Genomic DNA, 24,436 nt, shown 5'->3' with positions numbered 1-24,436 from the left:
CCACTTTACAAGATGTATCCCCTTTTATATTAAGTACTGAAACCCCTACTCAGTACTAATAAAGCCTCAGCTTATGCTGGGGTTTATTTTTTTGCTTATTGGTTAATAATATTATTTAGTTCTAATTAATAATATGGAGGTGATCTTGTTAATTCAGTTTAGTATGAATTTAACAACTATATTTATGAGAAAACCAAATCATGTAGCAATAATTCCTGATGGAAATAGAAGATATGCCATTTCTCTTGGATTAACTAAAGATAAAGGATATGATTACGGAATAGATCCAGGATTAGAAGTTTTTAAGCTTTGCCAAAAAGAAAATATAAGTGAAGTGACTTTTTATGGGTTCACCATAGATAATACTAAAAGACCATCTGAACAAAAAATGGCTTTTACAGATGCATGTATAAAATCAGTAATGCTGCTTACAAAAGAAAATTGTGAAATACTTGTCTTAGGCGATACTACTTCTAAAAATTTCCCTAAAGAATTATTGCCTTTTACAAAAAGAGTAAAATACGGGAGTGGAGGAACAAAAGTTAATTTTTTAATAAATTACGGGTGGCAATGGGACTTAAATGGCTTAAAATCATGCAATAATGATAATCATGATATTATACATAATATTAATTCTTCAGATATTTCTAGAATAGATCTTGTCATAAGATGGGGTGGACGAAGACGTTTAAGTGGTTTACTTCCTGTTCAATCTGTTTATGCTGATTTTTATGTTATAAATAATTACTGGCCAGACTTTAAAACCAAAGATTTTTTTGATGCTCTTAATTGGTATAATGACCAAGATGTAACTTTAGGTGGCTAATCTTTTTTAAAGAAAACCTCCATTTTTATTTATGATATAATATACATAAATAAAAATGGAGGTTTTAAGTAATTTATGAAAAATGTCATATTTATATTTTTAACTATTATAAATTTATTAGGCTTTATTTTAATGTATATAGATAAAAAACGTGCTATAAAACACGAGTGGAGAATATCTGAAAACACACTTATGGCTGTAGCAATAATTGGCGGTTCTATTGGTTCCCTTTTAGGAATGTATTGTTTTAGACATAAAACAAAGCATCTTAAGTTTACTTTTGGAATTCCAGCTATTTTAATAATAGAAATTATATTATTTCTTATCCATATAAATTGAATATCGAATCATAGATAAAAATAATAATTTTTCATAACATAAATAAGGGACGTACAAAGTTTAGTGGATAACAACCGAAATAAAGCATTTATGTGGGCTCGCTTGCTGCAAAAATGAAGCTAAAAATTTAAGCATCAACGATTGTTCCAAAAACGTTTGCTCCGATGCAAGATCGGACAAACAATTTTGGAACAATCATTGATGAAAAATTTTAAAGCTTCATTTTTTGATGCAAGACACCGCCCACACAAATGCTTTATTTCTTTGTTTAATCTAAATTCAGAGTAGTGGTATTATTGTTGCTATACATAAATACATTTTTAAATTAAGGAATAGTTATTTATATATGTTAAAGATTTAAAAGGTTAATATTTTATCATTTTTAAAAAGATATAGATTTATAAATATCAGAATATACATTCTTACGAATTTGCTTATTCTATGATGGTTAAGGTGATTTTTATAGGTGACTTCATAAATTACATCCATTGATTGGAAGATATACTTTAAGTCATAGAATATAAAAAACATTAATCATAATTAAAATAAATTGAGTATATATGATTTTAGAGAAAAACAAAGAAATTCAATATATGAATATGCGTAGTATTGTATTAGAAATTTCAGCTTTTAAATTCTTTGGCAGAGGCTGTTCCAAAATTGTTTGTCCAAAAACTTGCTTTTTGGAGCAAACATTTTTAGGCGCAGCCTCTGCCATTAGAATTTTGGTACTCTATAAGTGTAGATACAAATCATAAATATATGATTTAACATCTGCACTTATTTTAATTTATAATAAAGGGAGTAATTTGGTATGACGACTTTAGAATTGGGTTTTAACATCCGTAGCTAAAACTGTCAGCCATCCCTTATTATAAAGATTCGATTAAGCAGGTTGAAACCGTACGGCTTTCGTGTAACTAACCAAAATGAATTGTAATAAGTGTGGGTGGATTAAAATTACAATAATTTTTTAGGAGGATTAACATGATTAGTGTTGGAATTGATGTTTCAAAAGGAAAAAGTACAGTATGTATATTGAAAGAATATGGTGAGGTTATTAGTGAACCACATGAAATAAATCATACTGAAGCTGATTTAAAAGCATTAGTTGAATCTATTTCTGAATTAAATGAAGAAACTAGAGTTGTTATGGAAGCGACCGGTGCATACCATTTGCCACTACTTACTTATCTTAAAAATCATGGTATATTTGTAGCCGTAATAAATCCATTAATTATGAAAAAATATTCTGCTATAGGATTAAGGAAAGGTAAAACTGATAAATTAGATTCTATCAAAATAGCTAATTATGGAATTGATAATTGGTTTAAATTAACTGACTATGAAGCAACAGATGAGGTGTATTCTGAATTAAAATTATTAGGTAGGCAATATTCTCATTATATAGCTATGAGAATAGAGAGCAAACTTGTACTAAGTAATCTATTAGATAGAACAATGCCAGGAATTAAAAATCTATTAAAAAATAGATCCGATAAGCCAGAGAAAGATAAATTAAATGATTTTGTTAAAGAATACTGGCATTACGATAATATTACCAAGAAAAATGAAAAGCAATTTATAAATAGTTATTTTAAATGGGCAAAAAATAAAGGATACCATCAAAGTGAAACAAAAGCAAAACAGATATATGCTTTAGCACAAGAAGGCATCCCTACACTATCTTCTAGTACCCCATCAACCAAAATGTTAGTATTAGAAGCTGTTCGAGTTCTTAGCGAAATAGATAGAACTCTATCTATGATATTATCACAAATGCAAGAATTAGCAAGTAGTTTAAAGGAATACAATGTTGTTAGAAATATGCCTGGAGTTGGAGATACATTGGCTCCACGCTTAATTGCTGAAATCGGTGATTTAAAACGCTTTTATAATAAAAAGGCTTTGATAGCTTATACGGGTATTGATTCACCTCCTTTTGAGTCGGGACAGTTTGTTGCAAACAAACGTCGTATTTCTAAAAGAGGTTCTGCATTATTACGAAAAACTGGATATGAAATTATGAAATGTATCAAAAGTGCCAAACCAAAGGATGATCCTATATTTTTATATATGTTAAAAAAAGAAGCAGAAGGAAAACCTAAAAAAGTTGCTAAAATTGCTGCATTAAATAAGTTTCTAAGAATATACTACGCTAGAGTAAAAGAAGTCTATAATACTTAAATTTAGATAGTATCTATATCTAAATTAAACAGAATTTCTGTTTAATTTATTTGTCATGCAAAAAATATATAAAAAACCTGCTAAAAAAAACTTGATTTTTCTTAGCAGGTTTTAGCTGAAATTTTCCTACAATCGAGCATATCATATATTAAATTTCGGTTATTTCCCACTAAATTCTGATTCTACACAATATATTTAAATTATAAATCATTAAGATTATATGGTGTATTTTGGTATACACAGTAATTTAGCCAGTTACCAAAAACGATATTCGCACTGCCCCTCCATGTTTGTAGTGGCATACTATTTGGATCATCATTTCTAAAATAATTTTTAGGTATCTGTATCTCCATACCTTTTTCCTTATCACGTACATATTCTTCTTTTAGTGTTCCCCTGTCATATTCAAGATGACCAGTTATAAATACTTTTCTTCTATCCTTTGTAGATACAATAAACACTCCTGCTTCATCAGATTCTGATAATATTTCAAGTTCTTTAACTTTATCTATATCTTCTCTTCTGACTTCTGTATGTCTAGAATGTGGTGCATAAAAGATATCACTTAATCCTCTTGTTAAGTCTGCTTTTTCATCTATAACATTATGTGAAAATATTCCAAACATTTTTTCTTTCAAATCATATTTAGGAACATTGAAATGATAATATAGCCCTGCTTGTGATGCCCAACAAATGTGCAATGTTGAAAATACGTTCTTTTCACTCCACTTCATAATTTCCGAAAGCTCGTCCCAATATGCTACATCTTCAAACTCCATTGTTTCAACTGGAGCTCCAGTTATGATTAATCCATCAAATTTTTCATGCTTTATATCATCAAAATATCCATAAAATTTCTTAAGATGCTCCTCTGGAGTGTTTTTGCATGTATATGTTTTAGGCTGAATTAAACTTATTTCAACCTGCAGAGGTGTATTTGATAGATATCTTAAAAGTTGATTTTCTGTAACTATTTTTTTAGGCATTAAATTAAGAATAACTATTTTTAAAGGTCTTATGTCTTGTGACATAGCTCTTTCATCATTCATTATAAATATATTTTCATCTGACAAAACTTTAAATGCTGGTAATTCTTTAGGAATTTTTATTGGCATTTATATCCCCCCTAGTATGCTTATTGCTATATTTTTTTACAATTCTTTATCTTTAAACCTATTAAGTAAATATTATCACAGATACATATCTTTTATCAACTTTCAAAAGAAATAACAATTAAATTAGAAATTTGAAGTCCACAATAATTTGTATACACATCTTATTTATATTTATTCATAAATTTTTTTCAAAATATTATTATAATTCAATATTTTTGCACCTATATATCTATGAATTAATTGTTTTTTTATTAATCATTTAATTAAATAAATATTTTTCTATTAAACAGCTATACGCCATATATTTCTCGTAAAACTATTTATGGTATACTTTTTATATTATATATGAATCAAAAAGGGGGCATATCAAATGTTATTACATAAAAATATAATAGCAGGATTCATTGGAAGTTATACAGATAACGAAAGTGAAGGAATCTATAGATTTAACTTAAATACTGACTCTGGGGAAATTGAAGAGTTGCATTTAGCATATAAGATTGATAATCCTACTTATCTATGTTTAGATAAAGAAAATCATATAATATATTCTTCATGCAAGATTAATAAAAAATGTGGGGTAGCATCATTTAAATATTATAAGGAAACTAATAATCTACACTTAATTAATTACAATCTTTCAGAAGACAAGCAACCTTGTCATGTAAGTATCGATTCTAGCAACTCTTTACTTTTGTCTTCTAATTATCACGAAAATAAAATGATTGTATATAACACATTATGCGGCATTATCCTTAATTATCCTTTTATTGATAAGCATAGTGGCTCAAGTATAAATCCTGAAAGACAAGAAAAACCACATATACATTGTTCTATTATGACAAATGATAATAAATATATTATTTCTGTGGACCTTGGAATTGATAAGCTAATAATATCTGAAATTCAAAATAATAAATTAATTCAAAGAAATGATCTTAATATTTCTTTTCCTGGCGGAACTGGTCCAAGACATATAACTTATTGCAAATCTAAACCATTTTATTATGTATTGAGTGAGTTAACTTCTGAAGTCTTTGCATTTAAATACAATCCAGATTCAGATATAATCTTAGAAAATATTCAAACAATAAGTAACCTTTCTGAAGATTATGAGGCTAACAAGTCAGGAGCTGCCATTCATATTCATAATAATGATAAATTTTTATATACATCAGATAGAGGGAATAACTCTTTGAATTTATTCTATATTGATTCTAATACTGGATTATTAAAATATATAAATAGTTTTGATTGTGGTGGAGATTCTCCAAGAGATTTTAGAATTGACCCATCTGGTAAATACATGATTTGTGCGAATGAAAAATCAAATAATTTATCTGTTTTTTCTATAAATCAATCTAATGGAGATTTAGCATTGTTAAATTCATTTACTGCTCCATCACCTACATGTATAGTGTTTGACTAAAAAATATGACATAGATTTTCTAAAAATCTATGTCATATACTATTTTTACAATAACTATAGACAGTTCTGTAATTAAATCTATTATCATATTTTCTCTGCTGGATCTTTTACTATTAATTATCTTTACTATTGGCCTTAATGGGAAGTTAGGTATTGTTTTTTCAACAACAGCTATTTCCCCTGTACTGAGTTCTACAAGGGTTCCCCTTGGAAATGGTATTACAATTCTACAAAACACATTCACCATATTATAATCAAACTTTCTTTCTGCATTACTCATTAAATATTCTAAAATATCACTTGGAAACATTGCTTCTCTTCCATTTGTATTAGTTGATAAATTATCATAAACATTTGCAATACTAACAATAGCGCTTAAATCCATAATTTTATCTCTTTTAAGGCAATCTGGATATCCAGTTCCATCAACATTTTCATGATGCTGAAGAACTATTATTTTACTTAATGCACTGACATTATATGTACTTGATAAATATTTATATCCAAGCCTTGGGTGGGCATTCATTATATTTTGCTCAGTTTCTGTAAGCTTTCCCTTTTTATTTATTATTTCTTTTGGCAAATATGCTTTACCAATATCATGTAGTAATGCACCTATACAAAGCGCTTCTAATCTTTTTTTAGGCAATTTGAATGCTATACCAATCATAAGAGAAATAACTGCAACATTAACCGAATGAGCATAGATATAGTCATTATTGCTTCTTATATCTACTAATGCAAGAACTAGTTCTTCTTTTCTTAATATGTCCGTCATAATATCTTCTACCATTTTTCCAATATTATAAAAATAACTTTCTTCTTGCCATGTATAATCATTTTCTTCATTTTTAATTTTATTTTCAGGCTCTAATCTCTGGATTGTTGAAAAAGCTTCCTTAACTAAGGTTATGGTTTTTTGTCTTATCTCTGGTTTTATTACATCCTCAATTTCTTCTCGGCTGTATTTATCTACTATGTAAATTGAACTTATACCAATTTCTCTTATCTTATTTATAGTATTTTGTTTTAGCACTACACCAGCTCTTAATAATACTTTTCCACCCCAGTCATATACAGTTTTCCCCAAAACTGTATTGGGCCGTACTCTATCAATAGGGATCAGCCTCATTTATTTTCCCCCTTTAACATCCTTGTTCAATTTTCTTTTGTATGGCTATACATAATTTCTACTAATCTAAACTAACTTTTATTGTCTACAAAGTCTATAAAATTATATTATAAAATAATTGTCGTTAACTATTACTTTAAGTTTATATTTTATTTATATTTTGTTTATATTTCGCTTTTAGGATGCCATATCATATAAAAGGGAAAATAAAAAAATCTCTCAATAATATTAGTATTCTAACTGAGAGATTTTTATCTTAAACTATTTTATTGCTTCTAGTGCTACTAAATTTAATAAGCTCCATGGTTTATTGAAATGTGGCTGGAAGAAGAAATCTGTCATAGCAAGTTCCTCCACAGTCATATTATTTTGAATTACTACTGATAGTGTATTCATAAATTGAGTTAGATCTAGATTAGAAAGTATCTGCCCTCCTATAATTCTTCGTGAATCTCTATCGTAAACAATCTTTACAGTAGCTTCATCATATGTAGGCATAAATTCTGGTCTGTAGTTATCAACTATACTTACAGCTTCAACATTATAATCTGTAGTCTTTCTTGCCATTTCTTCAGTAAGTCCTGTTGATGCTATGCATTTTTCATATATCTTAATTCCTGATGTACCTTGAGTACCTATATATTTAAGTGTTGGTTTCTCTATATTTTTCGCTACAAGAGTTCCCATTCTTACTGCATTAGTAGCAAGAGGAATATATCTTACATCACCTACAGGATTATATATTACAGAACAACAGTCACCTGCTGCAAATACATCTTCTTTGCTTGTTCTCATGTATTCATCTATAATTATTGCACCATTTTTTAATGTATCAAGCTTATCCTTTATAATTTTAGTATTAGGTGCAAATCCTATGCATAATATAACTAAATCAGCTTCGTAACTATTCTTTTCTGTTATTACTTTTGTAACTTTATTATTTTCCCCTTCAAATCTTTGAACCATCTCGCCTAAAGCAAGTTTTACTCCATGTTTTCTGAATTCTTCTTCAGCTACATTAGTTAACTCAGGATCTAAATATTTTGCCATAATTCTATCTTCTGCATCAATTAGCGTAACATTTTTGCCTTGAACTTCAAATGCTTCTGCAAGCTCTACTCCTATATATCCAGCACCTATTACAACTATATTTTTAGCACTTTTTTCTTTTTCTTGAATCACTTTTGCATGATCATAATTTTTACATAATAAAATATTATCTAAATTTATGCCTTCAAGTCTAGGAACAATTGGCCAAGATCCTAATGTTAATACTAATTTATCATAGTTATCTTCTATAACCTTATCTTCAGATAAATTTTTTACTTTTATTTTCTTATTATCAAAATCAATATCTAAAACTTCAAATCCCATCTTCATAGCTATTCCCATAGATTCTAGATTGCTTGGAGAATTATAAAATAACTTTTCTGTTTCTGTTACTACTCCACCAATACTTAATGCTATACCGCATGATAAGAAAGATACATTATCATTTTTTTCATAGACTACTATCTCAGCATCCTTATGTTCTTCTTTTAAATTTACTACAGCAGCAGTTCCTGCATGTGTACATCCAACTACAATAATTTTCATTTATTTTCCTCCTTGAATTGTCTGACTTTTATTTATATTATTTATTATACATTTGCAGACAATTTCTATACTCTCATATTAAAAATTTGAAATATTAACATATTGTTTCTTTTAATCTTTATAATCATTATAGAATAATAATTATTAATTATCAATGATTATTATTTATATTTTGCTATTTTTTTAACATTCAATATATCTAATTCTTCATTGTTATTATCACCAGCTCACCTAAAATCGCCATTTTATCATATAAAAATTAATTTTTATATACACAAAAATTAATTAGTTATCAATAATTAGTTATTTTTTAAACAAAGAGCTTCTAGTAGAAAATATATGTAAACCAATTTCTACTAGAAGCTCGTATTAATTTATAATATGAATTTTTCTATTATTTTTTATATTATATCTTCGTAAGTATCCCATATTATTCCAAGCTACTTAGATAATTATAAATAAACGCCACCTTAATAAATTTATATATCTAGTATATCTGAAATAGAGTCACTAAATATATCTATTTCTTTATTATCTTCTTTTACAACATCCAAACTAACATTTTCATCAATATCTATCATTACACTTCTTTTTCTTTTTCTTTGGGATTTTCTTTTGTTCTTTTCATCTAATGACATCTTTATTAACTTAATTGCTTCTATAGGTGTCTCACATCCTCCAAGTACAACTGTATTAAATTTATCATTGTAAGTTACATATGTACTTTTATAAACTTCGAAACATTTAGCAATTTCATTTGGATTATATCCGCCCTCTTTTAAATTAATTCCCAAGTAATCACAATCGTATATATCAGGCTGTACAAATACACTATTTTTTATAGCCAAATCAATTGCTGTCTTTTCATCCTTTAAGCTGTCATAAAGCTTTAAGACTATTCCAGTACCTTCAGCTGTATTTATTCTAAATGAATCTTTATTATCTATGTTTCCATCTGGATGAATTCCTATAATGTTATAGGTTAAATCTAAGCTTTCAATTAATTCATTGTTAATTTCTTTATATGTATTCCTTTTATTATTATCAACAAATTTTACATCACTGATTACATCCATCATACTATTTATATCATTCCAACATTCAATAGTGTTTTTAAATGATAGTTCATCTTCATGAAGACTCGGAAGTATTGCTACAATATTTATTTTTGTATTTGGTATTGAAGCTTTAGCTATTTGTATAAAAGTTTTTATTGCTCCTGAGCCTGTCCCTCCTCCCATTGTTGTAAATACAACCATAGTTTCAGTTTGAGGATATTTTCTAAGTAAAGCTCCTATTGCATTTGCATTATCTCTTATCATTTCCTCAGATTTAGCTCTATCTCTACCTGATCCATCCATTCCAGGATATAAATATACATTTTTATCGATATATGCATTTTTTAAAGGCTTAATGTCAAATAAACTACTATTTAAGAATAACCCTTTATACCTTTTGTCTTTGCTTAATAATCCATCAACTACATTTCCTGCACCTTGTCCTAATGCTACAAACAGCATTTTGCTCTTTTCCATAATACAACCTCCACTGGTAATAATTTCAAAAATATACTTTATAAAGTCTAAATTTTTATATTTAAATCATTTCATATTATACACTTTTGTGATATTATAATTCTATAATATATCCCACATACTTCCACGTCAATATGTAATTCTATTTTATAGATATTTAAGGATGGTGTAAAACTAATATGGAAAATAAGACTCAGTACATTAGTATACAAAATAATGATACAGTAACTCTTCAAGAAAAAAAAAGAAGTGGCATATTATCTTACTCGATTAATCAAGTTGCTGCATTATTAGGGGAAAGTGATAGCAAAATAAGATACTATACCAACATTTTTGATAATTTATTAAAAATTCAGGTTTCAAATAAAGAACTTATTTATACTGATAAAGATATAGATAAATTAGAATTTCTTATTCGCTTAAAAAATAAAGGTTTAACAATTAAGGAAATTCAATCATATTGTGAAGAACTTCCACTAGATGATAATGATATATCTAGGGAGACAAACACATTATCTGTTTCTGATTTAATTTCATTGATTTCTCAATCACAAATTGATGAAATTTCAAAATTGAAATCTGAATTATTTAATTACATAGATCAAATGAAAGAGAATTTAACTAAAGATATAAAAGATTACATATGTACTGAATTATCTGAACACACTAAAAATTCTCAAACAATGAATGACGATATGGTTTCTAAAGTTCAAGATTTAATAACAGATAAACTTGAATATGAGAGTTCAAGAATGGAAGAAAACTTATCTGATTTATCTAACAATATTGAATCAAAATCCATAGAATTAAGTGATCAAGTAATCTATAGGATTAAAAAGTTTGAAAATGTGGTTGAAAAAGCTTATACAATTGAACATGAAATCGCATCTCAAAAAAGTCCAAGCCTTATAGCCAGATTATTTGGTGCTAAGTAAAAAACTTCTCGTAGAAACTGAACACAAAACCATTTCTACGAGAAGTTTTTTTATTTACTTTATAATATGAATTTTTCTATTACTTTCGCTATTCCATCTTCATCATTTGATAATGTTATGTAATTAGCAATTTCTTTAACATCATTAGTTGCATTCCCCATTGCTACTCCCATTCCAGCGTACTTAACCATAGATAAGTCATTACCTGCATCTCCGCATGCAATCATTTCATCCTTAGCTATTCCAAGATATTCTCCTAATTTTTTAAGACCTAGTCCCTTATCTACTTCTTTATTTGTAAATTCTAAGAAAAACTCTGCACTTTTGAATACACTATATTTTTCGTAAAGATCTTTTGGCAGCTTTTCTATAGCAGGATCCAGTATTTCTGCCGGATCAATCATCATAACTTTTATTATTTCCTCATTATCATCAATTTCATTAAAATCTTTTATTGTGATTTCAATTCCATTCATATCAGCTTCATATTGAGTATACTTACTAATTTTAGGTGTAATTAAACCTTCTGTGGCAGAAAATGCATGTATATTTACATTTAATTTCTTACTTATATCATATAATAATTTTAAATCTGATCCTTTTAATACTGCTTTTGATACAATCTCTTTAGTGTGTGTATTTTGAACTATTCCACCATTATAGCTAAGTACATAATCATCTTTCTTTAATAAGTTAAGCTCTTCTAAATATCTTGTTATTCCATCTATTGGTCTGCCTGATGCTAGAACTACTTTTACGCCTTTTTCTTCTGCTTTCTCTAAAGCTATTTTAGTACTTTCAGCGATTTTCTTCTCACTAGTTAAAAGCGTTCCATCCATATCTAATGCTATTAGTTTGTACATATATTTCCTCCTAATGCTATACTATATATTCTATTATGATCTTTTCTTAATTTATCACACTAACTTTATTATAATTTGAAATCTATGTTTATTCAATAAAATAAACATATTGTAAAAGTGGTTTTTTGTAACTAATGCCATCTTTTCATCATATTATGTTTGTAAATAAAAATGTCTGAGGTAAATTTTATGCTTGAATCGTTAGTATTAGTTTGTTCTTTATGTATTGATTCATTTGTTGCAAGCGTAGCATATGGTACTTCAAAAATTCATATACCAAAGCTTTCAACAATAATAATAAATTTAGTCTGCACTGGAACTTTGGCTTTTTCGTTGTTTTTAGGATCGATTGTTAAAAACTTTTTACCTGATAAAATTCCAAGTTTACTAGGTTTTACTTTGCTTATAATATTAGGTTTTTATAGGATATTTGAATATGTCTTTAAGTCATATATCTCTAAAAATCTATTACTTGATCAGCCTTTAAAATTTAAATTATTCGATTTTAATTTTGTTTTAAAAGTTTATACTGATGAAGTTAAAGCAGATTTTGATAAATCTAAATCATTAAGTCCAAAAGAAGCATTTTACTTGGCACTTGCTTTATCGCTAGATAGCATTGCTGTTGGATTTAGTTCTAGCTTATGCAACATTAACTATATTGAGGTACTAATCCTTTGTATCGTCATTGGCTTTTTAGCAATTTCAACTGGTGTTTTTATTGGTAAAAAATTTGCTGATAAAGTTCACTTTGAACTTTCATGGCTTTCTGGAGTATTATTAATCATTTTAGCCTTTTTAAGAATTTTATAACGATCATTTACAAAATAATTCCTTATTTGTATAAATCTTTTTACTTAGTATATTTTTTTTGTTAAAATAATATTAAGGGTATGAATTTAAATTAAATGTATTTTAACACTACAACAAATTCGTCATATCCTCTGGTTATGACGAATTTTATTTATATGATTATGGTATACTGTGGGGGGAATAATTATGAAACATATATTAGTAGTAGATGATGATATTACAAATCTTAAATTTGTTGAACAATCCTTAAAACCGCATTTTAAAGTGACACTATTAACGTCAGCTGTACAAACTATGAAATTTTTACTAACACATACTCCTGATTTAATATTACTAGATATTAATATGCCTAGAGTTGATGGATTCGAAGTATTTTGTACAATTAAATCTATAGATAAATTCAAAAATGTTCCTGTAATCTTTCTGACTGTCCAAAACGATGTTAAGAGTGAACTTAAAGCTCTGAAACTAGGAGCTGTTGATTTTATATTCAAGCCTTTTATCCCTGAAATTATGATAAGCAGAATTAATACTCAATTAGAACTTGCAAGCTATAGAAATGAACTTGAATCATTAGTCTCAGAAAAGACGGCTACCATTGAAAATCTACAGGATACTATGGTTATAGGACTTGCTGAACTTGTTGAATGCAGAGACGGAGAAACTGGCGGTCATATAAATAGAACTGCAAAATATCTACAGATTTTAGTAGAAGCAGTCTGCATGAATAAATTATATACAGATATTTTGACTGATGAATATATTAATAATATGATTAGATCTGCTCCTCTTCATGATATCGGTAAAATAGGAATTTCAGATAATATATTATTGAAAAATGGCACATTTGATGATAATGAGCGTGAATATATGAAGCAGCATACCATCTTAGGTGGAAGAGCTCTTCAAAAGCTTATTGATGCTACTGATGGGGAAAGCTTCCTATACATAGCAAAAGATATGGCACTTTCACATCATGAGAAATGGAATGGCACCGGATATCCATATGGGCTCTCTGGTACAAACATCCCTTTATCTGCAAGGATTATGGCTATTGCTGATGTATATGATGCTTTAACTTCTAAACGTCCTTATAAACAAGCTCTTTCTCATTCTAAAGCTACAGAAATAATTATAGAATCAAGTGGTACTCATTTTGACCCTAATATTGTTGGAGTTTTTAAAAGTATACATCCTAAATTTGAGCAAGTATATAAAATATATACTCAAGAATAGGAGGCAAAATATAATGTATAATTTTATTGCCCCAAAAGCAAAGGTTTTAATAGTTGATGATAATATGGTTACACTGAATTTTGAAAAAGAACTTTTTCAGAAATATAAAATGAATATTTCAATTGCAAAAAATGGTTTTGAATGTTTAGAACTTATTAAGAAAGAAAAATTTGATATAATTTTTATAGATCATATAATGCCTGATATAGACGGAATATCAACAGCCAATAATATTAGAAACATTCCTGATGACTATTATAAAAACTTAACACTTATAGCCCTAACTTGTAATGATTCTCCAAATATACTTTCAAATTATATTAAAAATGGCTTTAATGATTTTATAAAGAAACCAATTAACAATAAGATTTTAAGCTGTGTGTTAAAGACTTATATTCCTAGAAATGTTATAGAAGATTGTAATATATTTAATAAAGAAATAACTAAATCTTATGACTTAAATATTCCTAATATTGATTTAAAAAACGCTTTGATTTACTTCGAAAATGATATTAATAAATATTTGTCACTTTTAACTGTAGCTTATGATGATGGCATAAATAGATGTTCACTTATTAAAAAATATGCTTTGAATAGAGATATAAAAAATTATATGATTGAGGTACACTCTTTAAAATCAGTCTGTGCCATTATTGGAGATTATAATTTATCTGATTTAGCAAGCCAACATGAGGAAGAAGCCTTAAACGGTAACTTAGAATTTGTAATAAAAAATCACGAGAATATTATTATGAAATATGAAGCTTTTTTAAGCAATATTAGACCTTTTATCATTCCTTCAAAGATTCCACATTTAAATGTTTTAAAGAAATTTAATAAAACCAAAGTATTAAATTTAATAAAGTCTCTTATAAATTCTATTGATGATTTTGATTTAGATGAATCTTTTAAATGTTTGGATGAATTATCAAGATATAATTTCAAAAAAATTCAAATAGAACTTTTAAGTAAAATTAAAGAATGTCTTAATATATTTGACTACGACTCCGCTTATACTCTTGCTTTAACATTAAATAAAGAATTTATTACTTCATAACAAAAGAGAGAGGAAAAACTCATATTCCTCTCTCTTTTGTTATGAAGTAATAAATAATATTTAATTTAACTAATCCATAAATCTTTTAAACTGAGCATCTAATTCCTCAACATTAGATTCAAGATATCTCTGAAATGATTCTTGGTCTATTGTATATGAAAAAACTTGTGATTCTAAGCTTCCTAAATATCTTCCTATAAGAGGCATAATCTCATCTTCTTCAACATTATAGACCTCTCTTAGTGCATCTATAAAAGTGCCACCTGCAAATTTTTTAAATCTTATTCTTGCTGTCGATTCTACTCTAGAAGCTTTATCGCCACCAAAAATATCTATCTGCTCTTCTATTGATGCATACCCTTTTTTTAACATGTCAATATATTCATCAACTATTGCATCTGGAGAATTTCTTATTGTTTTTCTACCTAAAATATTTTTTAATACTTCATATGCTTTGTCTTTGCTCATCCAAAAAGCTTCTTCTAATACATCAGTTGTGGTAAAAAAGTTCTTTCCCCTTATATTATGCCTAGCTCTTTGTTCTATATATTCAAGATTTCTTTCCTCGGTAGCTGTTAGCATAAACATCACTCCCTTATATCCCTATTATCTTTCTCAATTTATTTATATCGATATTATCTTTAAAAACTTGAGCGAGTCTGTCATATTCTTTATCTTTTTTATCAATTATAATATTATCACAAGCCTCATAATCATCACTATGAATATTGCTATTTTCTCTTAAGGAGTTAATAAATGCTTTTAAAAATTCTTCTGAATCAAATATTCCATGAAGATATGTTCCAGAAACTAATCCACTTTCATCACAAACTCCAAGTATATTTTCATCTGCATCCTTTATAAATGGAATTGTATTTTTTCCAATTTTACTTATTCCATTGTGTATTTCATACCCTGAAACATCTTTTCCACGTATATCTTTTATTTTTTCTAAGTCACATACTATTTTTGCATTTGTTTGCTTTGTTATCTTTCTCTCATTAAATCTTGTCTTTATATCTAAAAAACCAAAACCTTCTTCTTCGCATATTTCTCCTTCAACACCCAATTTATCCAATATAAATTTACCAAGCATTTGATATCCGCCACATATTCCAAAAATAGGAGTTCCTTTTTCTTTTAATTCCTTTATTTTTTCAAATAAATTCTTTTCTTTTAGAAGTCTTAAATCTTCTATGGTATTTTTAGTTCCAGGAATTATTATTAGATCTGGGTTTTTTAACTTTTTAACATCATCAACATACCTTACATTCACAAATCCCACGTTTTCAAGTACATTAAAATCTGTAAAATTAGACATATGAGAAAGTCTTATTATTGCAATATCAATAGTGCCTTCTTTTTTTTCATTTTTAATTTTTTCTGTTACACTATCTTCATCTTCAATATTAAACATTTCATATGGCATAACTCCAATTACTGGTATATTAATAATACTTTCAAGCTCTTTTATTCCATCTTTAAAAAACTCTTTATTACCTCTGAATTTATTTATTATTACACCCTTAACTAATTTTTTTTCATCAGGTTTTAATAATTGAAGCGTTCCAACAATTGAAGCAAATACTCCACCTCTATCAATATCTGCAACTAAAATTACTGGTGCATTAACCTTTTTAGCCATATACATATTAGCTATATCACTATCTCTTAAATTAATCTCAGCACAACTTCCTGATCCTTCTAAAACGATAATATCGTGTTTTCTTTTTAATTTATCATAAGCTTGCTTTACTTTAACTTTTAATTCTTCATTTAGTTCTTTATATTTATATGGCTCAATATTTTTATAAACCTTACCTTCTACTATAACTTGTGTTACATTTCCGCCTGGCTTTAATAAAACTGGATTCATAATAGCCTTAGGCTCGATCTTACAAGCTTCTGCTTGAACCACTTGCGCTCTTCCCATTTCCAAATTTTCTTTTGTAACAAACGAATTTAATGAAATATTTAACGCTTTAAAAGGAGATACATTAAAACCATCATTAACTAAATATCTACATAACGCTGCTGCTAAAGTACTTTTCCCAACCGAAGATGCTGTACCCAAAAACATAATGTTTTTTTTATTCATGATATACTCCTTTCAGTATGTAACAAATATTTGATAGTATCATATAGTCTATGATACTATCAAATATCCATATTCACCTACTATTTCTTTACCTATTATATTCATTTCTATTTTTTTACTGAATATCGGTCCATCGATAACAAGTGTATGATATTCTCCGTTTTCTCCACATGGATCACATCCTAGATTTTTTATATCATCAACTAAATCATTAGTTAAAGTTTTTCCAAGATAATTTTCACTAAGTTTTTTTAAATCAACTTTTTTGATTATGGCATTAAATCCAGAATCTATAAATTCATGGGTTAATTTTTCTCTATCTTCCTGCCATAAAGGAAAATACGCCTCAACTTCTGCATTTTTGCATCTATCAATCCCCCATTTTTTATGGTGTTCTATATCTATATCACCAAATACACAAATATCTGCACCATTATTTTTTGCTTTCTTTAATGTCTTTTCGAATTCTTTTTCGTAAATCTTTTCATTACTGCATTCAATTTTGTACAAATCTATTTGTAGTGATTTAGATATATATTCAAAAATTTTCTCTGGTATTTTGTGAAAGCATGAATTATTATTTTCATCAAAAGTAACTAAAAGACCTATTATTTCATATCCTTGTTTTATCATTCTATACAATGATAATGTACTATCTTTTCCACCACTAAATGATATAACCACTTTCTTATTTTCCATCTCTTTATACCTCTACTATAATATAAATTTAACATTAAAATAACCCTTGACTTTTATAAAAATGGTGCTATGTTAATATTTCCTGTAAACTTTCTATTAACCTAATATTTTCTTCATGTGTTCTAACTGCAAATCTGTAATATTTATTATTAAGACCATTATAATTACTGCAGCTGCGAATTAATATTTTAAATTTTAATAGCTCTTCCTTGAGGTCTAAATCTCCTTTTACTTTTATAAAAATAAAATTAACACTTGGCTTAAATACCTTTAATCTTTTTATTTTTGTAAGTTCTTCATATAAATAATCTTTTTCTTTATCTATAAATTCTTTTGTATTCTTTATGTATCTTGTATCTATTAATGCACTTTTTGTAGCAATTTCAGCTAATATATTTATATTCCACGCTGGAGATACTTCAAATATCTTTTCTTTTAACATTTTATTCGATGTAAGTGCATAACCAATTCTTAATCCTGGAAGTGCAAAAAATTTAGTTAATGACTTAACTATTATTAAATTATCATGTTCATTTATGTAATTTATCATTGTAAGTTTTTCTTCTATAAAATCCAAAAACGATTCATCTATTAAAAGCTTAACATTATGTTCTTTTGCTTTTATTAATATCTTAAAAAGCAGTTCTTTATCTGTTAAAACTCCAGTTGGATTATTAGGATTGCATATAAATATTAAATCTAGTGTATTATCTATAAATTCTAGAATGTCATCTTGTATCTTAAATGCGTATTCTTCTTTTAAATAATAATACCTTATACTTCCTCCTACTGAATTAACAGCTTCTTCGTATTCTGAGAAAGTTGGCGCCATTATTAATGATTTATTTGGATTTATGGCTCTGACTATAGAAAATAAAACTTCTGATGCCCCATTTCCAAGTAATATATTTTCTTTCCTTATATCTTCAAACTTACTTATGCATTCTTTTAATTCAAAGTAACTTATGTCTGGATATTTTTCAATTAATCTTATATTTTCTACTATTGCACTTCGTACGCTATCTGGAATACCAAGAGGATTTATATTTGCAGAAAAATCTATTATTTCTTTAAAATCTATGTTCTTTTCTCTGCTTATGATTTTTGCATTTCCACCATGACCAAAACTTGCCACATCAACTTCCTCCACATTTCTATCTTAAAATAAATTGTACTACAAAATTTATTAATAGTGATAATAAAAATCCTATAAATGATGATAAATAAAGAACTTTTTTTGTACGATTGACATCTTCTATTTCAATTACTTTTATTTTATCTCCAATCGTTGGCTTAACTACAAGCTTTCCAAAATAATAGTTTGCTCCACCAAGCTGAATATCTAAGGCACCTGCCATAGCTGCTTCTGGATGTGCACTATTAGGGCTTGTATGATTATATCTATCTCTCTTATAGATTTTATAACTATTTCTATAATTATATTTTAATACAAATGCCGATATAACAATTAAAATTCCTGTAAGTCTTGCTGGTATATAATTAAATACATCATCTAATTTAGCTGGAAAATATCCAAAGTCCATGTATTTATCATTTTTATATCCAAACATTGAATCCATTGTATTAACAGCTTTATATGCCATTGCAAGTGGTGCTCCAAATATTCCTGCATAAAATAGTGGTGCTATAACTCCATCTGACATATTTTCAGCTATTGTTTCAATAACAGCTCTTATTATTCCTTCTTTGTCTAAACTTTTTGTATCACGCCCTACTATATATGACAATTGATGTCTTGCTTTTTCCACATCATCTTTTATTAAATAATTTATAACTTTAAAACCTTCCACTATCAACCCCTTGCTTGATATGCAGAAATATATTAATATTCCCTCAATTATAACGCCTAAGTATATATTAACCTTATTGAATATGCATACTAACATATATGTCGTAAAGAATGTAATTGCTACTGTAATTATCCATACAATAAATCCAGCTGTTTTTAAGTTGCTTTTTAATAGCTTTCTAAATATATTTTCTAAGCTGCTGCAAATCTTTCCTATTATTCTTACTGGATGAACTGGATTGTTTGGATCACCTATAAATAAATCTAAAATAAATCCTAATGTTAATTGTATCATTTCTTTTCTCCGTATTTTTATACTATTCTATTGGTCTTATGGAGTATATCTCATAATCATTATTATCTAAGATATCTACTATTATCTCATAACCATAACCATTTTTAGGCTGCCACTCATAAAATTTTTTACTGTCATCGTATTTGATTTCTAAAATTATGCCTATAGCTCCACCATGAATGACCCCTAAACTTGTCTCTTTATTTTCTTTAAACATATATTTTATAAGCTTATCAAAAGCTTTTTCAATTCTATTTCTAAATTCAAGTTTGCTCTCTCCATTTGGACAACATACATTTTGAGTTTCATCAATTATCCAATCTTGATATTCTTTCAAATCCTTTAAATCTTCATAAGATTTTAATTCAAAATCACCAAAGTTATATTCAGAAAATTCATTTATAACTGTATACTTCTTATCTGGACAGATAATCTCCAAAGTTGAATTTGCTCTTTTAAGTCCACTTGTAAAATAAAAATCACATTTAGGATATATATTTATATCCCTTGATTCAAGCTCTTTTCTTCCAGATTCACTTAAATCAATATCAGTCTTGCCGCAATATAGTTGTTTTTCATTACAATACGTTTTCCCATGCCTTATTAAATATATCTTCTTTTTCATAAACTTCTTATATGGCACTGTCGCATTATTTACTTCTTACTTATTCTCTTTTTAATTAAAATTTGTAAATACCACAGTATCCCATATTATCCTCCTTAAGAAAAATTTAAAAGTTATACTATTTAAGCTTTTCTGGTATTCCAAAAAATACTCTGTATACTTCCTCAGAGTGTTTACTTAAAAATTGAAGTGACTGTCCACATTCTTCTCGCCACATTCTATCTTCTTTTTTCATTGGAACAATACCACTATTTATTTCATCACAAATAATTATCTTATCATTTAAATTATCTGCATTATTCTTTATTATATCTAATGCACTAATATTATTTTTAACACATTCTTTCACAAAAATATGTAAACCACATATTACTTTTTTGTTAAAATTTAATTTTTCTATATTATCTTTATTATCTTTTCCACAAAAAAAGATTTCATCATCTTTTACCATATATTTTTCTTTGCAGAAATTAAGTTTTCCATTATATGATCCTCCAAATATTAAAATCATATTCCCTCCAAATTACATAATTCCTAAAGTTATCAGTCCTGCAGCTTCACCAATAATCAAAGCAAAGCCTGCCACATCACCAGAAACTCCACCAAATTCTTTAATACATTTTCTAACTCCTACTGTTACTATAGCAGTCATAGTAAGTGGTACTATAGAATATTTTAATCCACTATTTATGAAAATACATATTGTACTTAAAATTATTACACCTATCATTATTATTATATCAACTTTATTAGTACCTTTTTTAAAATATGTCCCAAGTGAACTTTCCTTAATTGTAATTTTGCTTAGTAAAAAATACCCTGCAAGACTCCTGCTTATTACTGGAATCAATATCAATAAACAAATGATATTTCTAATGTCAATATTTTTTTCTAAAAACGAATATACTCCTGAAAATTGCAAAAAGAATAATATTATAAGACTTATTACTGCAAACGCTCCAATATGTGAATCTTTTAATATTCTAAGCTTTTCTTCTTTTTCACGTCTTGAAAGTATAGCATCACATACATCACAATATCCATCTAAATGAAGCATACCAGTTATTATAAATGGTACAATCATTATCACTGTAGTTTTAATCATAATAGTACAATTTATAATACTTAAAATCACATAAATGAGACTCCATATGGCACCTACAATCAATCCGATAACTGGATAAAATTTCATCATATTTTTGCTGCTTTCATCATCCCATTCAATATATGGCGTAGGTATTATTGTAAACATACTTAACGCCATTATAAAGCTGTTGTATATTTTTCTCATTAAATTATTTCCCCCATACTTTCTTCTTGAAAAATCCATTAATATTTATATATATTACATCTATTATCATTAACAAGACTTTATTAATCTGCATATGTGAGATTTAATTCCCACCTTTATGATACTTTATATTTCCAAATGAACATTCAATTACATTTTCACATATTCGCGCTAAGTGCCTGTTTATAATCCCCAGTTCTTTTTTATAAATTTCTGTTATATCATCATATTCCATAGAATCATTAAATATGAAATCTGATACTATTATTGTATTTTCTGCTTTATTCATAATAAGATCTAATGATGTTAGGATCTTTATAGATGGATCTGTTACTATTTCATTTCCTGCAAACATCTCATTAGTTAAAAGTGATGTTATGCTATCTAAAAGAACTGTGTCATTTTCTTTTATTTCATTTACTATTTCATGTAAGCTTAGTTGCTTTTCTATTGTTATAAAATTTAAACCTTCTCTGGCCTTAATGTGATTTTTTATTCTTTCTTCATCTTCTATGTCAAATGGCTTCATAGTTGCAATATATACAGCCTTATCTTTATTTAAGCTTAAGGCTATTTGTTCACTTATGTGTGATTTTCCACTTTTAGAACCACCAATGATTAAATAATTCATAATGAATCAAATCCTATCTTTTATTATTACAATTATTTTTATCTTCATATTTTTAGGATATAATACTAATTATTTTTCTATTCCTATTCTTGATGATATTCCTCTTTCATACGGATGTTTAATTGCTTTTATTTCTGAAACATAATCTGCAAGTTTAACTAATTTTTCATCTGGTCCCCTACCTGTTAATACAACTTCTAAAGTTTTAGGCTTATTTTTTAGAAATTCCACAACTTCATCTAATGATATTAAACCTAGATTGATTGATGCAATTATTTCATCCATTATAAGAAGATCAAAATTTTCATCTATTGCTTTTTCAGTTACCTTTTTAAACCTCTCTTCATGTTCCTTTTTAGTTATTGCCTGCTCTTCTGGGCTCATAAATTTAAAAAACTTTTTTACTGGATCACCTTTAAATAAAATTATATTATCTTCTAATTTTTCTAAAGAATTTAATTCTCCACTTTCATTATCTTTTAAAAATTGAGTTAATAATACTTTTTTATCTCTTCCTGCTGCACGCACGGCAAGGCCCATTGATGCAGTTGTTTTTCCTTTTCCATCACCACAATATATATGAATAAGTCCAAGTTCCATAAAAACACATTCCTTTCGCATTACTATATAATCAATTAATAACTATTATTCTCCTATTTTTTCACAAATATTTATTGTATTTGTACATTCTTGTATATCATTTTGCTATATACTCTTTTTTATATTTCAAAATAGCAAATACGTTTATATTAAACCTATTTGAATTGAAGCCTATATTTTCTTTTTTAGTTTATCTAAATAACTATCATCTATTTCAGCTTCTGCAAATGTAGCCATATTATTCATAACTGCACATGCTGTATCAATTACTGAAAATGCTATAGGACATCCACTTCCTTCTCCAAGTCCCATATTTAAATCTAGAATCGAACTTAAGTTTAGTTCTTTCATACCTAAAATAAACCCTATTTCTTTTGAACAATGTGATGTAAACATATAATCACGGCATTTGTTATTAAGCCTGTATGCTATTAGAGCTGCAACAACAGATATAAATCCATCAATTACTACTGGTATTTTGTATCTTGCTGCACCTAAAAATACTCCTGCCATTGCTGCAATATCAAATCCACCTAATTTTGATAAAACATCTATTGGATCTTCTTTATTAGGCCTATTTATTTCTATTGCTTTTTTAACAACACTAACCTTCTTTTTAAGTCCTTCATCTGTAAGGCCTGCACCTCTCCCCACTACATCTTCTACCCTTGCACCTGTCAATGCTGATATAACTGAGCTGCTTGTTGTTGTATTTCCTACTCCCATTTCACCAACTCCAAGTATTTCATAGCCTTCACTTTTAGCATCACATACAGCTTCAATTCCTATTAAAATTCCCTTAACTGCTTCTTCATAAGTCATAGCAGAGCCTTTTGCAATATTACTAGTAGATTTTCTTATTTTTCTATCTATAACTTCAGAATAAGTGAAATCACAGTTTATTCCAACATCTAATATCTTTAAATCTGTATTATTAGCCTTTGCAATTACTGCAACTCCTGTAAGTCCTTTAGTAAAATTTATTGTCTGTGCAAGTGTTACAGATTGTGGTGAAGAAGCAACTCCTTCTTCAACAACTCCATTATCAGAACACATTATTATAACAAGCTTCTTATTTATTGTATTTTTTACTTTTCCAGTTATTCCAGCTAATTTAATAGATATATCTTCTAACTTTCCTAAGCTATTTGGCGGCTTTGCTAGAGATATCATTCTTTTCTCAGCTTCAATAATCGTCTCTTGGTCTACATCCTCTATTTCATTTATTATTTCTTTTAATTTTATTAATTCATTTTCCACTTCATAAGCCCCCTAAAATATGAAACCATCTAGATAGTTACCTAAAAAGATGGTTTTATGATAC

At 27.5% G+C, this 24,436-nt stretch carries 24 protein-coding genes; 8 read left to right on the top strand and 16 right to left on the bottom strand.

The features are described 5' to 3' along the window. The first annotated feature begins 184 nt into the window (after positions 1-184). The 3 genes from BN2920_RS08960 (at position 185) to BN2920_RS08950 (ending at position 3,352) form a co-directional block, all read left to right on the top strand. Positions 185-826 (top strand): undecaprenyl diphosphate synthase family protein, encoded by a 642-nt coding sequence (locus BN2920_RS08960; RefSeq protein WP_058296882.1) that lies wholly within the window; start codon positions 185-187, stop codon positions 824-826. A gap of 75 nt (positions 827-901) precedes the next feature. Beyond that, complete coding sequence (locus BN2920_RS08955) at positions 902-1,165, top strand: DUF1294 domain-containing protein (RefSeq protein ID WP_058294677.1); 264 nt, start codon at positions 902-904, stop codon at positions 1,163-1,165. Positions 1,166-2,152: 987 nt separating this feature from the next. Next, entirely contained in the window at positions 2,153-3,352 is a 1,200-nt protein-coding gene (locus BN2920_RS08950; protein ID WP_058293047.1) for an IS110 family RNA-guided transposase, read from the top strand. A 200-nt stretch (positions 3,353-3,552) separates the two neighbouring features. Here BN2920_RS08950 and metA read toward each other — a convergent pair whose 3' ends face one another. Continuing rightward, a complete protein-coding gene (gene metA, locus BN2920_RS08945) occupies positions 3,553-4,467 on the bottom strand; it encodes a homoserine O-acetyltransferase MetA (protein ID WP_058294676.1) in 915 nt (304 codons plus the stop codon). 370 nt (positions 4,468-4,837) lie between these two features. Here metA and BN2920_RS08940 point away from each other — a divergent pair, with 370 nt between their 5' ends. Beyond that, positions 4,838-5,896 carry a lactonase family protein gene (locus BN2920_RS08940; RefSeq protein ID WP_058294675.1) on the top strand — a complete coding sequence of 353 codons (1,059 nt, stop codon included), beginning with the start codon at positions 4,838-4,840 and terminating at the stop codon, positions 5,894-5,896. 19 nt (positions 5,897-5,915) lie between these two features. On the opposite strand, the gene BN2920_RS08935 is transcribed toward BN2920_RS08940, so the two are convergent. From BN2920_RS08935 to BN2920_RS08925, 3 genes are all read right to left on the bottom strand, one after another. Next, positions 5,916-7,028, bottom strand: a complete 1,113-nt coding sequence (locus BN2920_RS08935; RefSeq protein WP_058294674.1) for an HD-GYP domain-containing protein — start codon at positions 7,026-7,028, stop codon at positions 5,916-5,918. Positions 7,029-7,289: 261 nt separating this feature from the next. Beyond that, the gene (locus tag BN2920_RS08930; RefSeq protein ID WP_058294673.1) at positions 7,290-8,624 is read right to left on the bottom strand and encodes an FAD-dependent oxidoreductase; all 1,335 of its coding nucleotides are present in this window, start codon (positions 8,622-8,624) and stop codon (positions 7,290-7,292) included. 479 nt (positions 8,625-9,103) lie between these two features. Next, positions 9,104-10,159, bottom strand: a complete 1,056-nt coding sequence (locus BN2920_RS08925; RefSeq protein ID WP_058294672.1) for an FtsZ/tubulin family protein — start codon at positions 10,157-10,159, stop codon at positions 9,104-9,106. A gap of 179 nt (positions 10,160-10,338) precedes the next feature. On the opposite strand from BN2920_RS08925, the gene BN2920_RS08920 reads away from it, so the two are divergent. Next, entirely contained in the window at positions 10,339-11,094 is a 756-nt protein-coding gene (locus BN2920_RS08920; RefSeq protein ID WP_058294671.1) for a helix-turn-helix domain-containing protein, read from the top strand. Positions 11,095-11,153: 59 nt separating this feature from the next. Here BN2920_RS08920 and yidA read toward each other — a convergent pair whose 3' ends face one another. Continuing rightward, entirely contained in the window at positions 11,154-11,957 is an 804-nt protein-coding gene (yidA, locus tag BN2920_RS08915; RefSeq protein ID WP_058294670.1) for a sugar-phosphatase, read from the bottom strand. Positions 11,958-12,146: 189 nt separating this feature from the next. On the opposite strand from yidA, the gene ytaF reads away from it, so the two are divergent. From ytaF to BN2920_RS08900, 3 genes are all read left to right on the top strand, one after another. Further along, positions 12,147-12,770: a sporulation membrane protein YtaF gene (gene ytaF, locus BN2920_RS08910; protein ID WP_058294669.1), complete on the top strand. Its 624-nt coding sequence runs from the start codon at positions 12,147-12,149 to the stop codon at positions 12,768-12,770. Between the two features lie 186 nt (positions 12,771-12,956). Beyond that, on the top strand, positions 12,957-14,006 hold the full coding sequence (locus tag BN2920_RS08905) for an HD-GYP domain-containing protein (RefSeq protein ID WP_058294668.1): 1,050 nt from the start codon (positions 12,957-12,959) through the stop codon (positions 14,004-14,006). Between the two features lie 13 nt (positions 14,007-14,019). After that, entirely contained in the window at positions 14,020-15,063 is a 1,044-nt protein-coding gene (locus tag BN2920_RS08900; RefSeq protein WP_058294667.1) for a response regulator, read from the top strand. Between the two features lie 69 nt (positions 15,064-15,132). On the opposite strand, the gene BN2920_RS08895 is transcribed toward BN2920_RS08900, so the two are convergent. From BN2920_RS08895 to cobT, 11 genes are all read right to left on the bottom strand, one after another. Continuing rightward, positions 15,133-15,645: a hypothetical protein gene (locus BN2920_RS08895; RefSeq protein ID WP_058294666.1), complete on the bottom strand. Its 513-nt coding sequence runs from the start codon at positions 15,643-15,645 to the stop codon at positions 15,133-15,135. A gap of 13 nt (positions 15,646-15,658) precedes the next feature. Beyond that, positions 15,659-17,161, bottom strand: coding sequence for a cobyric acid synthase (locus BN2920_RS08890; protein WP_058294665.1), 1,503 nt, complete (start codon positions 17,159-17,161; stop codon positions 15,659-15,661). Positions 17,162-17,209: 48 nt separating this feature from the next. Further along, the gene (locus tag BN2920_RS08885) at positions 17,210-17,860 is read right to left on the bottom strand and encodes a Dph6-related ATP pyrophosphatase (RefSeq protein ID WP_058294664.1); all 651 of its coding nucleotides are present in this window, start codon (positions 17,858-17,860) and stop codon (positions 17,210-17,212) included. A 67-nt stretch (positions 17,861-17,927) separates the two neighbouring features. Continuing rightward, on the bottom strand, positions 17,928-18,995 hold the full coding sequence (gene cobD / locus BN2920_RS08880) for a threonine-phosphate decarboxylase CobD (protein WP_058294663.1): 1,068 nt from the start codon (positions 18,993-18,995) through the stop codon (positions 17,928-17,930). A gap of 19 nt (positions 18,996-19,014) precedes the next feature. Further along, positions 19,015-19,965, bottom strand: a complete 951-nt coding sequence (locus BN2920_RS08875) for a cobalamin biosynthesis protein (RefSeq protein WP_058294662.1) — start codon at positions 19,963-19,965, stop codon at positions 19,015-19,017. A gap of 22 nt (positions 19,966-19,987) precedes the next feature. Continuing rightward, on the bottom strand, positions 19,988-20,590 hold the full coding sequence (locus BN2920_RS08870; protein WP_058294661.1) for a histidine phosphatase family protein: 603 nt from the start codon (positions 20,588-20,590) through the stop codon (positions 19,988-19,990). Between the two features lie 118 nt (positions 20,591-20,708). Next, positions 20,709-21,101: a bifunctional adenosylcobinamide kinase/adenosylcobinamide-phosphate guanylyltransferase gene (locus tag BN2920_RS08865; protein WP_058294660.1), complete on the bottom strand. Its 393-nt coding sequence runs from the start codon at positions 21,099-21,101 to the stop codon at positions 20,709-20,711. Between the two features lie 12 nt (positions 21,102-21,113). Continuing rightward, on the bottom strand, positions 21,114-21,881 hold the full coding sequence (locus BN2920_RS08860; RefSeq protein ID WP_058294659.1) for an adenosylcobinamide-GDP ribazoletransferase: 768 nt from the start codon (positions 21,879-21,881) through the stop codon (positions 21,114-21,116). Between the two features lie 103 nt (positions 21,882-21,984). Continuing rightward, complete coding sequence (locus tag BN2920_RS08855; RefSeq protein WP_058294658.1) at positions 21,985-22,512, bottom strand: bifunctional adenosylcobinamide kinase/adenosylcobinamide-phosphate guanylyltransferase; 528 nt, start codon at positions 22,510-22,512, stop codon at positions 21,985-21,987. Positions 22,513-22,581: 69 nt separating this feature from the next. Beyond that, a complete protein-coding gene (locus BN2920_RS08850; protein ID WP_058294657.1) occupies positions 22,582-23,112 on the bottom strand; it encodes a cob(I)yrinic acid a,c-diamide adenosyltransferase in 531 nt (176 codons plus the stop codon). A gap of 171 nt (positions 23,113-23,283) precedes the next feature. After that, a complete protein-coding gene (gene cobT, locus BN2920_RS08845) occupies positions 23,284-24,372 on the bottom strand; it encodes a nicotinate-nucleotide--dimethylbenzimidazole phosphoribosyltransferase (RefSeq protein WP_058294656.1) in 1,089 nt (362 codons plus the stop codon). Positions 24,373-24,436: the final 64 nt, after the last annotated feature.

The sequence above is a fragment of the Clostridium neonatale genome, assembly GCF_001458595.1.
GTDB lineage: Bacteria > Bacillota > Clostridia > Clostridiales > Clostridiaceae > Clostridium > Clostridium neonatale.
The sequence above is the reverse complement of the archived record's forward strand: the minus strand, read 5'-3'. Positions and strand labels throughout refer to the sequence as shown.

Coding starts and splice junctions, on each gene's coding strand:
- BN2920_RS08960 (WP_058296882.1), top strand. CDS start 185: ATGAGAAAACCAAATCATGTAGCAATAATTCCTGATGGAAATAGAAGA.
- BN2920_RS08955 (WP_058294677.1), top strand. CDS start 902: ATGAAAAATGTCATATTTATATTTTTAACTATTATAAATTTATTAGGC.
- BN2920_RS08950 (WP_058293047.1), top strand. CDS start 2,153: ATGATTAGTGTTGGAATTGATGTTTCAAAAGGAAAAAGTACAGTATGT.
- metA (WP_058294676.1), bottom strand. CDS start 4,467: ATGCCAATAAAAATTCCTAAAGAATTACCAGCATTTAAAGTTTTGTCA.
- BN2920_RS08940 (WP_058294675.1), top strand. CDS start 4,838: ATGTTATTACATAAAAATATAATAGCAGGATTCATTGGAAGTTATACA.
- BN2920_RS08935 (WP_058294674.1), bottom strand. CDS start 7,028: ATGAGGCTGATCCCTATTGATAGAGTACGGCCCAATACAGTTTTGGGG.
- BN2920_RS08930 (WP_058294673.1), bottom strand. CDS start 8,624: ATGAAAATTATTGTAGTTGGATGTACACATGCAGGAACTGCTGCTGTA.
- BN2920_RS08925 (WP_058294672.1), bottom strand. CDS start 10,159: ATGGAAAAGAGCAAAATGCTGTTTGTAGCATTAGGACAAGGTGCAGGA.
- BN2920_RS08920 (WP_058294671.1), top strand. CDS start 10,339: ATGGAAAATAAGACTCAGTACATTAGTATACAAAATAATGATACAGTA.
- yidA (WP_058294670.1), bottom strand. CDS start 11,957: ATGTACAAACTAATAGCATTAGATATGGATGGAACGCTTTTAACTAGT.
- ytaF (WP_058294669.1), top strand. CDS start 12,147: ATGCTTGAATCGTTAGTATTAGTTTGTTCTTTATGTATTGATTCATTT.
- BN2920_RS08905 (WP_058294668.1), top strand. CDS start 12,957: ATGAAACATATATTAGTAGTAGATGATGATATTACAAATCTTAAATTT.
- BN2920_RS08900 (WP_058294667.1), top strand. CDS start 14,020: ATGTATAATTTTATTGCCCCAAAAGCAAAGGTTTTAATAGTTGATGAT.
- BN2920_RS08895 (WP_058294666.1), bottom strand. CDS start 15,645: ATGCTAACAGCTACCGAGGAAAGAAATCTTGAATATATAGAACAAAGA.
- BN2920_RS08890 (WP_058294665.1), bottom strand. CDS start 17,161: ATGAATAAAAAAAACATTATGTTTTTGGGTACAGCATCTTCGGTTGGG.
- BN2920_RS08885 (WP_058294664.1), bottom strand. CDS start 17,860: ATGGAAAATAAGAAAGTGGTTATATCATTTAGTGGTGGAAAAGATAGT.
- BN2920_RS08875 (WP_058294662.1), bottom strand. CDS start 19,965: ATGATACAATTAACATTAGGATTTATTTTAGATTTATTTATAGGTGAT.
- BN2920_RS08870 (WP_058294661.1), bottom strand. CDS start 20,590: ATGAAAAAGAAGATATATTTAATAAGGCATGGGAAAACGTATTGTAAT.
- BN2920_RS08865 (WP_058294660.1), bottom strand. CDS start 21,101: ATGATTTTAATATTTGGAGGATCATATAATGGAAAACTTAATTTCTGC.
- BN2920_RS08860 (WP_058294659.1), bottom strand. CDS start 21,881: ATGAGAAAAATATACAACAGCTTTATAATGGCGTTAAGTATGTTTACA.
- BN2920_RS08855 (WP_058294658.1), bottom strand. CDS start 22,512: ATGAATTATTTAATCATTGGTGGTTCTAAAAGTGGAAAATCACACATA.
- BN2920_RS08850 (WP_058294657.1), bottom strand. CDS start 23,112: ATGGAACTTGGACTTATTCATATATATTGTGGTGATGGAAAAGGAAAA.